This window comes from Trueperella sp. HMSC08B05 (genome assembly GCF_001808405.1).
GTDB classification, from domain to species: Bacteria; Actinomycetota; Actinomycetes; order Actinomycetales; family Actinomycetaceae; genus Trueperella; species Trueperella bernardiae.
On sequence record NZ_KV793231.1, the window covers coordinates 110,752 to 125,473 of the forward strand.

14 protein-coding genes are annotated in these 14,722 nt (G+C 67.5%); all 14 read left to right on the forward strand.

All coding sequences use genetic code 11. The annotated features are described in order from the left end of the window. Positions 1 to 86: 86 nt before the first annotated feature. The gene (locus HMPREF3167_RS01695; protein WP_068538319.1) at positions 87 to 1,421 is read left to right on the forward strand and encodes a replication-associated recombination protein A; all 1,335 of its coding nucleotides are present in this window, start codon (positions 87 to 89) and stop codon (positions 1,419 to 1,421) included. 122 nt (positions 1,422 to 1,543) lie between these two features. Then, on the forward strand, positions 1,544 to 2,164 hold the full coding sequence (gene rpsD / locus HMPREF3167_RS01700) for a 30S ribosomal protein S4 (protein WP_062612421.1): 621 nt from the start codon (positions 1,544 to 1,546) through the stop codon (positions 2,162 to 2,164). Positions 2,165 to 2,227: 63 nt separating this feature from the next. Then, positions 2,228 to 2,587: a DUF948 domain-containing protein gene (locus tag HMPREF3167_RS01705; RefSeq protein WP_062612422.1), complete on the forward strand. Its 360-nt coding sequence runs from the start codon at positions 2,228 to 2,230 to the stop codon at positions 2,585 to 2,587. 57 nt (positions 2,588 to 2,644) lie between these two features. Next, entirely contained in the window at positions 2,645 to 5,311 is a 2,667-nt protein-coding gene (gene alaS, locus HMPREF3167_RS01710) for an alanine--tRNA ligase (protein ID WP_070445137.1), read from the forward strand. 3 nt (positions 5,312 to 5,314) lie between these two features. Beyond that, entirely contained in the window at positions 5,315 to 5,773 is a 459-nt protein-coding gene (gene ruvX, locus HMPREF3167_RS01715; protein ID WP_062612426.1) for a Holliday junction resolvase RuvX, read from the forward strand. A 1-nt stretch (position 5,774) separates the two neighbouring features. After that, positions 5,775 to 6,926, forward strand: coding sequence for an endolytic transglycosylase MltG (gene mltG, locus HMPREF3167_RS01720; RefSeq protein WP_101923461.1), 1,152 nt, complete (start codon positions 5,775 to 5,777; stop codon positions 6,924 to 6,926). Next, a complete protein-coding gene (locus HMPREF3167_RS01725; RefSeq protein ID WP_068538317.1) occupies positions 6,923 to 7,591 on the forward strand; it encodes a hypothetical protein in 669 nt (222 codons plus the stop codon). Before mltG ends, HMPREF3167_RS01725 begins: the two co-directional genes overlap by 4 nt. A gap of 77 nt (positions 7,592 to 7,668) precedes the next feature. After that, positions 7,669 to 8,223 (forward strand): A24 family peptidase, encoded by a 555-nt coding sequence (locus tag HMPREF3167_RS01730; protein ID WP_070445140.1) that lies wholly within the window; start codon positions 7,669 to 7,671, stop codon positions 8,221 to 8,223. A 43-nt stretch (positions 8,224 to 8,266) separates the two neighbouring features. Beyond that, positions 8,267 to 9,478, forward strand: a complete 1,212-nt coding sequence (gene aroC / locus HMPREF3167_RS01735; RefSeq protein WP_070445144.1) for a chorismate synthase — start codon at positions 8,267 to 8,269, stop codon at positions 9,476 to 9,478. After that, positions 9,478 to 11,028 carry a 3-dehydroquinate synthase gene (aroB, locus tag HMPREF3167_RS01740; protein WP_070445147.1) on the forward strand — a complete coding sequence of 517 codons (1,551 nt, stop codon included), beginning with the start codon at positions 9,478 to 9,480 and terminating at the stop codon, positions 11,026 to 11,028. Before aroC ends, aroB begins: the two co-directional genes overlap by 1 nt. After that, a complete protein-coding gene (locus HMPREF3167_RS01745; protein WP_062612436.1) occupies positions 11,025 to 11,555 on the forward strand; it encodes a nucleoside/nucleotide kinase family protein in 531 nt (176 codons plus the stop codon). Before aroB ends, HMPREF3167_RS01745 begins: the two co-directional genes overlap by 4 nt. A gap of 81 nt (positions 11,556 to 11,636) precedes the next feature. After that, positions 11,637 to 13,529, forward strand: coding sequence for a heavy metal translocating P-type ATPase (locus HMPREF3167_RS01750; RefSeq protein WP_070445148.1), 1,893 nt, complete (start codon positions 11,637 to 11,639; stop codon positions 13,527 to 13,529). A gap of 89 nt (positions 13,530 to 13,618) precedes the next feature. After that, positions 13,619 to 14,176: an elongation factor P gene (gene efp / locus HMPREF3167_RS01755; protein ID WP_062612438.1), complete on the forward strand. Its 558-nt coding sequence runs from the start codon at positions 13,619 to 13,621 to the stop codon at positions 14,174 to 14,176. Then, entirely contained in the window at positions 14,176 to 14,673 is a 498-nt protein-coding gene (locus HMPREF3167_RS01760) for a transcription antitermination protein NusB (protein ID WP_068538311.1), read from the forward strand. Before efp ends, HMPREF3167_RS01760 begins: the two co-directional genes overlap by 1 nt. Positions 14,674 to 14,722 lie beyond the last annotated feature (49 nt).

Here is a 14,722-nt window from a genome sequence, read left to right on the forward strand (position 1 = left end):
AATCTTCGCCCGCGCCAGTCACTCGAGTTCGCCGTCCGCGCTCGGGCGTGCGCAAGTTTGTCGGAGGCGGGAGATATGCTGAAGGAATGGATCTGTTTGACTCCCAATCGATGAGCGTGGACGGTACTCCGGCCGATACCTCCGCGCCGCTTGCCGTGCGCATGCGTCCGCGCACGATCGATGAGGTGGTGGGCCAAAGCCACCTGCTCGGGCCGGGCCAGCCGTTGCGTCGGCTGATCGAACCGGACCGCGGGGGCGCGCCCAGCTCGGTGTTCTTGTGGGGCCCTCCCGGAATCGGCAAGACCACCTTGGCCTACCTCGTGGCGCGCCAGGGCAATCGTCGTTTCGTGGAGATCTCGGCCGTCTCGGCCGGCGTGAAGGAAGTGCGCGCCGTCATCGCCGAGGCGCGCGACCACCTGGTCACCGACGGCACCGACACGGTCCTGTTTGTGGACGAGGTCCACCGCTTTTCCAAGACCCAGCAGGACGCGCTGCTGCCGGCGGTGGAAAACGGCTGGGTGATCCTTATCGGCGCCACCACCGAAAACCCCTCGTTTTCCGTCATCTCCCCGCTGCTCTCGCGTTCACTCCTGCTTACCCTCCACCCGCTTACCGACGCCGACATCGAGACCCTCGTGCGCCGCGCGCTGACCGACGAGCGCGGGTACGGCGGCAAGGTACGGGCTGAGGATGAGGCGGTGGCCGAGATCGTCCGGCTCGCCGGCAACGACGGGCGGCGCTCGCTCACCATCCTCGAGGCCTCCGTGGTGGGGGACCACCTCACGCTTGCTGACGTCGAAGCGGCGGTTGACGTCTACGCCGTGCGTTACGATCGCGGCGGCGACCAGCACTATGATGTGATCTCGGCCTTCATCAAGTCGATCCGCGGATCGGACGTGGACGCGGCCATCCACTACCTGGCGCGCATGCTCGAGGCGGGGGAGGACCCGCGCTTCGTGGCCCGACGCCTCATGATCTCCGCGGCTGAGGACGTGGGGATGGCAGACCCGTCGGCGTTGCAGACTGCCACGGCCGCGGCGCAGTCCGTGGCGCTCGTGGGCATGCCGGAAGCACGCATCATCCTGGCCGAGGCGGTGGTCCACCTCGCCACCGCACCGAAGTCCAACCGCGCCTACCTGGCGATCAACAAGGCGATCGCTGACGTGCGGGCGGGCAAGATCGGCGCGGTGCCCGTCCACCTGCGCGACCAGTCGGTCAAGGCCTCGAAGGTTGCGGCGCAGTCCACGGGCCGCAACATCCCCTACGTTTACCCGCACGACGTGCCGGACGGCGTGGCCGCCCAGCAGTACCTGCCCGACGAGCTGGTGGGCACCGCTTACTACGAGCCCCTGAATCGTGGTTACGAGGCCAATATCACGTCCCGGCTGGAGCGGATCCAGGCGATTTTGCGGGGTAAGTAGTGCTACCATGTCACGGTTGCTTCCGTTGAAGTGACACTCCCACGCGGAGTCCATCCTGGGGCCTTAGCCGTTTGTTGTTGGTCCCGTGCATTGCACGCCATGAGTAGACAGGAGAGATATTTATGGCTGGAAACCGTTCCCGTAAGTCGGTGCGTCAGTCGCGCGCCCTTGGTATTGCCCTCACCCCGAAGGCGGAGCGCCTCATGCAGCGCCGCCCGTACCGTCCGGGCGAGCACGGCCGCGGCCGCGTCAAGGAATCCGACTACTCGATTCGTCTGAAGGAGAAGCAGCGCCTGCGCGCACAGTACGGCATCCGCGAGGCCCAGCTTCGTAAGATCTGGGATGAGGCCCGCCGCATGGAGGGCATGGCCGGTGAGAACCTGGTCGAGCTCCTCGAGATGCGCCTCGACGCCCTCGTGCTTCGCGCCGGCTTCGCCCGCACGATCGCCCAGGCCCGCCAGGTGGTCGTCCACCGCCACGTCCTCGTGGACGGCAAGCTCGTGGACCGCCCGTCGTTCCGCGTCAAGCCCGGCCAGGTCATCCAGATCAAGCCGCGCTCGCAGGCCTCCCCGCAGTTCATGGTGGCGGCCCAGGGCCAGCACGCCGACGTCCTGCCCGCCGTCCCCGAGTACCTCTCGGTTGACCTGACCAAGCTCCGTGCCGAGCTGGTGCGCCGCCCGAAGCGTGCCGAGGTTCCGGTCACGTGTGACGTGCAGATGGTCGTCGAGCACTACTCGCGATAAGCTATCTGGACAACGCGCCGCGGTTAGCCGTGGCGCGTTGTCATTTCCAGATAAGCTAGCCCCATGGCAGACATTACTCTTGGACAGATCGCCGGCGTGCTGGCGGCCCTCGGTTTCCTCGTACTCGTGTATTTCTCGATTAAGCCGTTGCGCAAGCTGTGCGATGTGCTCGATCGGATGACCGAATCGCTGCGGGAGCTCACTGAGCACACCCTCCCGGCGATTGATGAGGCGGCCCAGACCGTGGCCGAAACCAACCTGCAGGTGAAGAAGCTTGACGCGATCACCGAGGCGGCCGCCCGCACCTCCGAGGACATCTCGGCGATGACCACCTTGGTCACTTCCACCGTTGGCGCGCCCTTCCTCGCCGCGCGCAAGGGGGCGGAGAAGGTGCGCGACGCCTTCGGTCCCAAGAAGCTTTAGATTTTTCTGTTGTTGTAACGCTACCAATGTGCTCACGCGCTTTGAGATGGGAGTTCAATGCGTACTTCTGAGATTCGTCGCCGCTGGCTCGACTACTTCGCCAAGCACGACCACGAGATCGCCGAGTCGGTTCCACTCGTGTCCCCGGATCCGTCCATCCTCTTCACGATCGCCGGCATGGTGCCGTTTATCCCGTACATCGTTGGCACGGAGGAGGCACCCTTCCCGCGCGTGGCCTCGGTCCAGAAGTGCATCCGCACGAATGACATCGACAACGTGGGCCGCACCACCCGCCACGGCACGTTCTTCCAGATGTGCGGCAACTTTTCCTTCGGCGATTACTTTAAGGAAGGCGCGATCGACCTCGCCTTCGGTTTGCTGACCACGCCTGTCGACGACGGCGGCTATGGCCTGGAGAAGGACCGCCTGTGGGTGACGATCTGGGAGGAGGACGAGGTGTCCTACAACCACCTGACGCAGGTGGTGGGCCTCGATCCTAAGCACGTGGTGCGCCTCGCGCGTGAGGAGATCTTCTGGTCCACGGGCCAGCCTGGCCCGGCGGGTGGATGCGCCGAGATCCATTACGACCGCGGCCCGGACTTCGGCCCGGAGGCCGTGGGCGGCAACGTTGACCCGGGCGGCGACCGCTACCTGGAGATCTGGAACCTCGTGTTCGACGAGTTCATGCGCGGTGAGGGCACGGGCAACGACTACCCGCTGCTCGGCAAGCTCGACCAGACCGCGATCGACACGGGCGCGGGCCTGGAGCGCATCGCCTACCTGCTCCAGGGCAAGAAGAACATGTACGAGATCGACGAGGTCTACCCCGTCATCGCCGCCACCGAGGAGCTGACGGGCAAGGAGTACGGCGCGGATGAGGAAGATGACGTGCGGATGCGCATCGTGGCCGACCACGTCCGTTCCGCGCTCATGCTGATCGGCGACGGCGTCCGCCCCGGTAACGACGGGCGCGGCTACGTGCTTCGCCGCCTCATCCGCCGCGCGGTGCGCTCGGTGCGTCTGCTCGGGTTCGAGGGGATGGCGCTGCCCACCCTCCTGCCGGCGTCGATGAACGTGATGAAGGAGTCCTACCCGGAGCTGGAGCGTGACTTCGCGCGCATCTCCCAGATCGCCTACGGTGAGGAGGAGGCCTTCCGCCGCACGCTCGAATCGGGCACCCAGATTTTCAATGAGGCGGTGCGCCAGGCGAAGGCCGACAGCGCTGAGCTTCCGGGCCAGACGGCCTTTACTCTCCACGACACCTACGGCTTCCCGATCGACCTCACGCTCGAGATGGCCCACGAGGCCGGGGTCGAGGTCAACGAGGAGGGCTTCCGCGCCCTCATGCAGGAGCAGAAGGACCGCGCCCGCGCTGATGCGCTGGCGAAGAAGACCGGCCACGTGGACGCCTCGGTTTACCACAAGATCGAGGAGGAGTCCGGGGGTGCAACCCGCTTCCTCGGCTACACGGACTACGCCGCCGAGGCGAAGGTAGTGGCCATTCTCAAGGACGGCCAGCCTGTGCCGTTTGCCGAGGCGCCGGCCCAGGTCGATGTCGTGCTCGACCAGACCCCGTTCTGGGCCGAGCAGGGCGGCCAGCTGGCTGACCACGGCACGATCTCGGTGGCGGGCGGCGGACTGCTCGAAGTGGGCGACGTGCAGATGCCGATCAAGGGCTTGTTCGTCCACCGCGCCAGCCTCACCGAGGGCTCGGTGGCGCTTGACGACGCCGTCTACTGTCAGATCGACGTCGACCGCCGCGAGCAGATCGCCCGCGCTCACACCTCCACGCACATGGTGCACGAGGTGCTGCGCGAGGTGCTCGGCCCGGAGGCCACCCAGGCTGGTTCGGAGAACGCGCCCTCGCGGATGCGTTTCGACTTCCGTCACGGCTCGCAGGTTTCGGCTTCCGACCTGTCGGCGATTGAGGCCGAGGTCAACAGCAAGCTGCAGGACAACCTCGCGGTCACAGACCAGATCATGAGCCTGGATGAGGCCAAGACGCTCGGCGCGATGGCGCTCTTCGGGGAGAAGTACGGCAAGGAGGTCCGGGTCGTCTCGATCGGGGGAGACTGGTCGCGCGAGCTGTGCGCCGGCACCCACGTGGGCGACACGGGCGAGATCGGCCTGGTCTCCATCCTGGGCGAGTCCTCGATCGGTTCGGGCGTGCGCCGCGTGGAGGCGCTGGTAGGTCGCGGGGCCTACGCCGAGGGCGCCAAGGAACGCGCGCTCGTGAGCCAGCTCAGCTCGATGACGCGCGTGCGCCCCGAGGAGTTGCCCGAGCACATCGAGTCGCTCATGGCCAAGCTACGCAAGGCGGAGAAGGACCTGGAGACTCTGCGCACCGAGAAGCTGACCGCCGGCCTCGCCGCGCTCATCGAACAGCGCCGGCAGGCGAATGGTGTCAACGCCGTCATCCACGATTTCGGCACGGACGCCGATCCAAACCAGGTGCGCCAGCTCGCCGCCCAGATCCGCGAGCGCCTGGGCGAGGCGCCCGCCGTCGTCGCGCTGACCTCGGTGTCGAAGGGCCGCCCGTCGGTGGTCATCGCCACGAACCAGGCCGCGCGCGAGCACGGCATCAAGGCCGGCAAGCTCGTGTCGGTTGCCGCGAAGATCCTCGGAGGAGGAGGCGGCGGAAAGGACGACATGGCGCAGGGCGGCGGCCAGGATCCGGCCAAGATCAAGGAAGCGCTCAGCGCCATCTTCGGTCAGATCGGCTAGGCCGTGAGGGTAGGTGTTCGATTCGGGGTCGACGTCGGTGCCGCGCGCATCGGCGTCGCCCGAAGCGACTCGGCGGGCATCCTCGCCACGCCCGTGACCACGCTGCGTAGCGGCAAGGGCGACGTCGACGCGGTGGCGAAGATGGTCCGCGAGGCCGACGCGCTCGAAGTGATCGTGGGCCTGCCGCTCAACATGGACGGTACGGAGGGTGCATCGGCGAAGAAGGCGCGCTCGTGGGCGCGCCGGCTCTCGCGGCGGATCGCGCCGGTGGCGGTGCGGATGCTGGACGAGCGGCTGAGCACGGTGCAGGCGCACCGCCAGTTGCACGAGGCCGGGCGTAAGGAGATCACCCATCGGCGTGTTGTGGATCAGGCGGCAGCGGTTATCATTTTGGAAAACGCGCTGGAACAGGAACGCATGAGCGGTCGTGTACCGGAGCTGGTGCAGACTGCGGAGGAATAACGTGTCACAGCTTTTTGAGAAACTCCCTGATTCGCAGGGTAAGAATAAGGCGGGTTTGCGCGCCACGCAGCGGCGCAAGCGGGGCCTGCGCACGGCCGTGGTCACGTTCGTCGCGGTTGTTCTGCTTGTCATGTCGGCCGTTGTGGCTCTGCCGCACGTGCAGTCGCTGCTATCGCTTGATCGGCCGAGCGCCCAAGACTACGAGGGCGAGGGGAGTGGTGAGGTCATCGTGACCATTCCCGAGGGCTCGACCGGCCGGGATATTGCCGCGATCCTCGTGGAGGCCGACGTCGTCGCCTCCGAGCGCGCGTTTGTAGACGCGTTCCAGGCCGATCGCCGTGCGTCGTCGATCCAGGCTGGCTCGTACCGGATGAAGTCGAAGATGTCGGCGGTGGCGGCGCTTGCCAGCCTGCTCGACCCGGGTTCGCGGGCCGAGCTGAACGTGACGATCCCGGAGGGCTTTACCCTCCAGCAGGTGACGGACCGCCTGGTCAACGTCATGGGCTACGACGCGGCGGAGATCGAGGCCGCGCTGGCCGACCCCGAGGGGCTGGGCCTGACCGCGGAGGCGAACGGCAACGTGGAGGGCTGGCTCTCGCCAGTCACCTACTCGTTCGCCCCGGATACGACGGCGAAGGAAGCGCTGTCCACGATGGTGTCCAAGCGCGTGAGTGAGTTGCGCTCCTCGGGGATCCCGCAGGAGAAGTGGGCGCGTACGATCATCGTGGCCTCGATCGTGGAGCGCGAGGTCAATTGGCCGGACTACTACGCCCAGGTGGCCCGCGTCATCGAGAACCGCTTGAATGATTCGGGCCAGGTGAATGGCAGGCTCCAGATGGATTCGACCGTGCTGTATGGCGTGGGCAAGTCCGGCGGCGTGCCCAGCCGCGAGGACCTTGCGCACGACAACCCGTACAACACCTACCTCCACGCGGGCCTTCCGCCCACCGCGATCTCCAACCCGTCCATCGAGGTCATCGAGGCCTCGGCGAACCCGCCGGCGGGGGATTGGCTCTACTTCGTGACCGTCAACCTGGATACGGGCGAGACGAAGTTCGCCTCCAGCCTCGATGAGCACAACGCCAATGTCGAAGAGCTCCGCCAGTGGGTGTCCGATCACCCGGATGCCGCCCAGTCCGAGAGCGACAATTGATCGGGGTAATCGGGCTCGACCCGGCACCGTTTCGGCTTGCCGGTGAGGTGGCCGAGCTCGGCGCCGTCAACCTCGACTTTCCCGGCGCCGGCTTCGCCTTCGAGATCGACGCCGCCCCTGACTTGAGGGAGGAGTGCGACGTCGTGGACGGACTCGCGTCCCGCGTGGGCGCGATCGACACGCTCGCCTTCCAGCCGATGGGTGCCTCCCGGATGGCGGTGGGCTTCGCCGCGCTGCCGGGCGCGCTCGGGCGGACGCTCGATGCCCATCTCGGAGTGCATTCCGGCGGCGGCACGCGCCGGGCAGTCATCGTGGGCTCGGGCGCGGCGGCGGCATGCTCGGTGGCGGCCCTCGTCCAGCACCGCTACCAGGTCCTCATCGCGGCGGATGCCCCTGGAGTGGCAGTGAGCGCCGCGCACAAGATGAACGTCGACGTCGAGCTCGTGCGGCCCGCAGCGCTTGCGGACGAGATCGACCTGCTGGTCCAGACAGTGGCTGAGCGGCCCGAGGTGGCTCCGCGCGTGGTGGTGGACCTGGCCGGTGTGTGGGCGGAAGCAGACTGCCGGGTGATCGGTGCAGCGGAGGTCACAGCGCGCCAGCGACAGGACCAAATCCGGGTGCTGACGGGCAAGAACGTTGAGCAGGCCGAGATCCTCGCCCTGTAATCAAGGGCGGGATACCAGCGGCGCCGGGCCTGTGGAGAACTTCGCGGCTGAAGTGCGCGAATCGCTAGCCTGAGGGCATGCATCCGCTCCTTTACGATTCCATGACGAACCGCCAGGCCGCGCTCGTGGTGGTGGCGAGCGCGCTCGCCTCCGCCTGGACGGCAGGGCTTGCCTGGGCCTGGCAGGGGCAGTGGTGGCTGCCGGCCGTCTGCGCCGCGCTGTTCTACCCGCCGCTGGCCATCAACGCTGTGATCGACGCCCGTCACCACGTGTTGCTGAAGAACTGGACGCACCTGGCGGGCGCGATCGCCGTCCTAGCCTTCGTGGCGGCGGGAGCGCCGTGGCGGGGCCTGGCGGTCGGCGCGGCGGTGGCGGTGCCGATGTTCGCGGGGTCGGTCTTTTCGCGCGGGCGGCTCATGGGCATGGGGGACGCGCGGCTCATCGTGGCGCTCAGCCTGTTCAATTCGATCTGGAACCCGCTCGGCGCCTTGTACATGATCTGCGCCAGCTTCGTTCTGCACGTGCTCTACGTGCTCGCCCGCTCGCTGTTTGCTCGCGTGACGCTGCGCTCCCGCCACGCGCTCGGACCTTGGCTCGTGGCTGGGTCCTTCCTTACGTTTGCCATCGCGTGAGCGCCCCGGGCACCGGGCGGCGCAAGATGGCACAATAGGGGGCATGATTCGGTGGAGTACGGCAGGTGAGTCCCATGGCCCGGCACTGGTGGCCCTCTTCGAGGGTATGCCGGCGGGCGTGCGCGTGACCAGTGAGGACATCAAGCACGCGCTGTGGCGGCGACGGCTCGGCTACGGGCGTGGCAGCAGGCAGAAATTCGAGCAGGATGAGCTGACGATCCTGTCCGGGATCCGCCACGGCGAGGCGCTTGGCTCGCCCATCGCGCTTGAGATCGGCAACTCGGAGTGGCTCAAGTGGTCCACGGTGATGAGCGCCGACCCGGTCCCGCCTGAGGCCCTCCTTATCGACGCCGGTACGGGCGACGAACGGGAGGTCTCCCGGAACAAGCCGCTCACCCGGCCGCGCCCGGGGCACGCTGACCTCGTGGGGATGAACAAGTACGGCTTCGACTCGGCACGCCCCGTTCTCGAGCGGGCCTCGGCCCGCGAGACGGCGGCCCGGGTGGCGCTCGGCGAGCTGGCAAAGCAGCTGCTGCGCCAGGCGGCGGGCGTTGAGATCGTCTCTCATGTGGTGGAGGTCGGCTCCGTGCGCGGTTCGGACCTCACGCTCCCCACGCCGGAGGATACCGCCACGCTCGACGAGTGCGACGTGCGCCAGCTGGATCCCGAACTGGCCGCCGCCTTCCGTGCCGAGGTGGACGCGGCGAAGAAGGACGCGGACACGCTGGGCGGCGTCGTCGAAGTGGTGGGCTGGGGCGTGCCTCAAGGGCTGGGCACGCACGTGCGCGGGCAGGATCGCCTGGACGCGCGGCTGGCCGGCGCGCTCATGTCGATCCAGGCGGTGAAGGGCGTGGAGATCGGCGACGGCTTTGAGACGGCCCGCCGGCGCGGGTCGGCCGCGCATGACGAGATTGTCCGCGAGGCCGGGCACCTGGCACGGCTGACAAACCGGGCCGGCGGCATTGAGGGCGGCATGTCGAACGGCGAGCCGATCGTGGCCCGCGTGGCCTACAAGCCGATCTCGACAGTGCCGCGCGCGCTGCGCACGATCGACACCGCCACGGGCGAGGCGGCCACGGCCCTCCACCAGCGCTCCGACACCACGGCCGTGGTGCCCGGGGCCGTGATTGCGGAGGCGATGGTGGCGCTCGTGTTCGCCGAGGCGCTCGTGGAGAAGTTCGGCGGGGACTCGCTGGCCGAGATCCGGCGCAACCTGGATTCGTGGTGGACCTCGATCGACGAGGTTCGAAGGTAATGGGACCTCGCGCGATCTTCATCGGGATGCCCGGGGCGGGCAAGTCGACTGTAGGCAGGCGGGTCGCCGCCGCGCTCGGCCTCGAATTTCGCGATTCGGACGAGCTCATCGCCGAGCGCACCGGTCGCTCCGTGCCCTCGATCTTTGAGTCCGAGGGGGAGGCCGCGTTCCGCGAGATCGAGGCCGACGCGATTGAGTGGGCCAGCCACGAGTTCGAGGGCATCCTCGCGCTCGGCGGCGGGGCCGTGCTCCACGAGCGTACGCGCCGCTTGCTGGCCGACCAGCACGTCGTCCTCATCGAGGCCACCGACGAGGAGCTGACCCGGCGGGTGAGCCGTTCGCGGACCGTGCGCCCGCTGCTGCGCAAGGATCCGGCGGGCCAGATCAAGAACCTGCGCCGCCATCGCTCGACGCTCTACCATAGCGTCGCCAATTACGTTGTTTTGTCTGACGCGCGCCCGGTGGCCCGCGTCGTTGATGAGGTGGTGAATTACTTGGAGGCTCCCCACAGGCGCATTGCTGTTGCGGGTCAGGACTACGAGGTGGTGATCGGGCACGCGCTCGCCTCGGACGTGGTCAAGCTTGCGACCACGAAGTCGCGGGCGCTGGTCGTTTACGGCGAGGACGTGTCGCGGTATGCCGAGCCGATCATTACCGAGCTGACGATCTCCGACATCCCGTCCTCGGCTTTCATCATTCCGCGGGGCGAGGAGGCGAAGACGGCCGAGGTCCTCGAGCGCGGCTGGCACGCCGCCGGGGATGCCCACCTTGGGCGCGACGGCGTGGTCATCGCGGTGGGCGGGGGAGCGACCACCGACCTGGGAGGCTTCCTCGCCGCCACGTGGCTGCGGGGCGTGGCCGTCATCCAGGTGCCCACCACGCTGCTGGGCATGGTGGACGCCGCCGTGGGCGGCAAGACGGGTATCAACTCCGCCCACGGCAAGAACCTGGTGGGCGCGTTCCACCCGCCGCTCGGCGTCTTTTGCGATGTTGATACGCTCGCCACGCTCGACGCCGCTGAACTGCGCGCTGGCATGGGTGAGGTGGCCAAGTGTGGCATGATCGCCGACACCGAGATCCTCAGCATTATTGAGGCCGGCGACGCCGAGGCGAAGCGTTTCGAGCTCATCGCCCGCAGTGTCCAGGTCAAGGCCGACATCGTCTCGGACGACCTGCGCGAGTCCGGCCAGCGCGAGTTCCTTAACTACGGCCACACGCTGGCCCACGCGATCGAGGCCTCCTCCGATTACCGGGTGCGTCACGGCGAGGCGGTGGCAATCGGTTGCGTGTTTGCCGCAGCCCTTGCCGAGGCCGCCGGGGTGGGGCCCGCGGGCCTGGCCGAGCATCACCGCAAGATCCTCGCCGCACTCGAGTTGCCCACCACGTACGCGGGCGCGAGCCGCGAGGAGTTGCTCGCGATAATGTCCTCGGACAAGAAGGTGCGCGGCGGCCAGCTCCGCTTCGTCGTCCTGCGCGAACTTGGCGTGCCCGAGATCCTCACCCCCACGCCCGAGCAGCTGGATGTCGCCTTTGCGGAGGTGGGCCTGTGAGTGCGATCTTCCTCATCGGTGCCCCGGGCACGGGCAAGTCCGCCGTCGTGGGCGAGCTCGCCAAGCTCGGCTTCACGGCCGCCGACGTCGACGCCGCGGTCGCGGCCGCGCACGGCTACTCGCTCGAGGACTTCTACGTACTGCTCGCCCCGGAGCAGCGCAAGGTGCTCGTTGCCGAGGCGCTGTCCGACTTCCTTGACGACGTCGACTCCGACCCGGCCGGCCGCTGGGCGCTGGCTATCCCCTCGGACGCGCTGGGGGACTCGCTGGATGACCCCGAGCACGTGCCTGTCCGCGAGCGCCTGCGTGTGGGCACGGTGGTCAAGCTGACGGCCGACCTGTCCACGCTCGTCACTCGCAACGGGCTCATCGGCCAGCGCTCGGCCACTCTGGTCATGCCGCGCAAGGAGTTCCGGCTTATGCTGGGCGCTCGGGACGAGGTCTACGATGCCGTCGCGGACCGCATATATGATACAACACGGCGAGATGTGGCCGAGCTGGCGAAGGAGCTCGTAGGGCTGGTTTAGCAGTGCTTCGCTTAGGTTTACCTACACTAGGGCCGCCTTACCTTCGTTGTTACTGGAGTCGTTCCAGAATACGATAGGGGTATGGCCAAGAAGTTTGTCTCCCAGTATCCGCTCGTGGCAGTCATCGCCGTGGTCGCGGCTGTCGGCGTTGTGCTCACCGCGATGGGCAACGAGCCTGCCGCCAAGGTGATCGTCTCCGCGGTGGCGCTCCTCATCGCCGCTCTGCAGTTCAAGGGCATGATCGACACCCTGAGGGAGCACAGCTTTGGCATCGACATCCTCGCGGTCACGGCGATCGTCTCCACCGTGGCGGTGGGCGAGTACTGGGCCGCGCTCGTCGTGTGCCTCATGCTCACCGGCGGCGAGGCGCTCGAGGACTATGCCGAGGGCCGGGCGAGCGCGGAGCTGACGGCCCTGCTCGAAGGCGCGCCGACCGTGGCCTACCGCAAGGCGGACGGCGGGATCGAACAGATCGACGTCGATGAGGTGGCGGTGGGCGACGAGCTGGTGGTCCGCCCGCACGAGGCGGTGCCGGTGGACGCCGTGCTCCTGTCGGAGTCGGCGCTGCTGGATGAGAGTCAGCTGACGGGCGAGTCCATGCCGGTCAGACGCCGCGCGGGTGACACGCTGCTCGCGGGCTCCATGAACGACGCAGACGCGATCGAGGTCCGGGCCCGAGCTGTCGCGGCCGATTCCCAGTACCAGCGCATCGTCTCGCTCGTTACCGAGGCGCGCGAGTCCAAGGCGCCGTTCGTGCGGCTGGCCGACCGAGTGGCCCTTCCCTTCACCATCATCGCCTTCATCATCGCGGGGGCTGCGTGGGCGGCCACGGGCTACCCGATGCGTTTTGCCCAGGTGCTCGTGGTGGCCACCCCGTGCCCGCTCATCATTGCGGCGCCGGTGGCCTTCATGGCCGGCATGTCACGCGCGGCCCGCGGCGGCATGATCATCAAGAACGCCGGCACGATCGAGCAGATTGCCAAGGTCTCCTCTGTCGCCTTCGACAAGACCGGCACACTGACCAAGGGTGAGCCGGAGATCACGAACGTGGTGAGCGAGGATCCCGAACGCATGCTCCGCCTCGCCGCGAGCGCCGAGTTCTACTCCTCCCACCCGCTCGCGCAGGCGATCGTGGCGGCCGCGGATGACGTGGCCGAGCCCGAGCAGGCGCGCGACGTCCCCGCCCAGGGCGTCATTGCCCAGGTCGAGGGGCGCCAGGTCAAGGTGGGCAAGTACGGTTTCGTCATGGACACCGACGCGTCCGCGCCGGTCGAGGTCCGCCCCGGATTTACGGCGATCTTCGTCTCCGTCGACGGCGGCCTGGCCGGTCACGTCGAGCTGTCCGACCCGATCCGACCCGAGACTCCGGGCGCGCTCGAGGCGATCGGCGCCATGGGCGTGCAGCGCACGGTCATGCTGACCGGGGACGCGGAGGACACAGCCCGGCGCGTAGCGGGCGAGCTCGCCATCGACGACGTACGGGCCGGCCTCCTGCCCGAAGACAAGGTCCGCGCGGTGACCGAAATGGGCCCCAAGCCCGTGCTCATGGTGGGCGACGGCGTCAACGACGCCCCCGTGCTCGCGGCGGCGGACGTGGGCGTGGCGATGGGCGCGCGCGGATCGGCGGCCGCGGTGGAGAGCGCCGACGTCGTCATCATGCTCGACGACCTCTCGCGGCTCGCCCGCCTCCTCCTGGTTGGTAAGCGCACGATGCGGGTGGCCTGGCAGGCCATCGCGATTGGTGTGGCCTTCTCCGTGGTCCTCATGCTTATCGGCGCCACCGGTGTCATGCCCGCCTTCGTGGGCGCCTGGATGCAGGAGCTCGTGGACCTGGCCTGCATCCTGTGGGCACTGCTGGCCGCGCGCCCGTCGCGGGCGGAACGCAAGCTAAACGGGTGCGAGTCGGCGGGCGTCGTCGTCGAGAAAAAACGGGAGGCCGCTCACGGCGCCAGACGGCCCGCCCCGGTAGCATAGCGCGCAATGCCACACGATACGGGTGCGGAAATGCGGGGCATGCACGCTAAACTTGTGTCGAGATACGGCCAAACAAAGATTGGATAAACGTGGCAACGACGAACGACCTCAAGAATGGCATGGTCCTGAAGATCGACAACCAGCTGTGGCAGGTGGTGGAGTTCCAGCACGTCAAGCCGGGCAAGGGCCCCGCCTTCGTGCGCACCAAGCTACGCAACGTCCTGTCGGGTAAGAATGTCGACAAGACGATGAACGCCGGGGTCAAGGTCGAAACGGCCACGGTTGACCGCCGCGACATGCAATACCTGTACAACGACGGGGAAGACTTCATCTTCATGGATCTCGAGACCTACGAGCAGCTGCCCGTGTCGGCGGCCGTGGTGGGGGACGCCAAGAACTACATGCTCGAGAACCAGAACGTCATCATCGCGATGCACGACGGCCAGGTCCTCTTCATCGAGCTGCCCTCCTCGGTGGTCCTCGAGATCACGTTCACCGAGCCGGGCCTGCAGGGCGACCGCTCGAACGCGGGCACCAAGCCGGCCACCCTCGAGACGGGCTACGAGATCCAGGTGCCGCTCTTCATCGAGCAGGGCACCAAGGTCAAGGTTGATACCCGCACCGGCGAGTACCTGAACCGCGCCTAATGGACAACAACTCTCGCCCCAATCCCAAGCGGAAGGGTAGGTCCCTTCAGCGGCAGATGGCACTCGACGTGCTGTTTGAGTCCGATCTTCGCGGCACGGACCTGCGCGCGCTCCTCGAGGAGCGCCGGGTCGTGTCCACCCACATGGTCCCCATCGGGGACTACGGGGTCACGATCGTCTCCACGTACGCCGATAACGCCGCCGACGTCGATTCGATGATCGAGGCGGCATCACCGAAGTGGTCGATCGAGCGCATGTCGATCGTGGATCGCTGTCTGCTCCGCGTGGGGGCCACCGAGCTCATGTTCTTAGGGGTGGACCTGCCCGTGGTGGCCTCCGAGGTCAAGTCTCTGGCCCGGGACATCTCCACGGATCGGGCGGTCCCGTTCCTCATGGGCGTGATCAATAGGATTGGCGAGATCCGCGCCGGTGAAACCGCCGGCTTGAATGACGACATCGAACAGTTGCCGGTCACGGGACATCATCCCGAACCGTAAAGGCGTTAGGACGCCGGTCATGTGGCCGGCGTCCTTTTTTATGAATGGA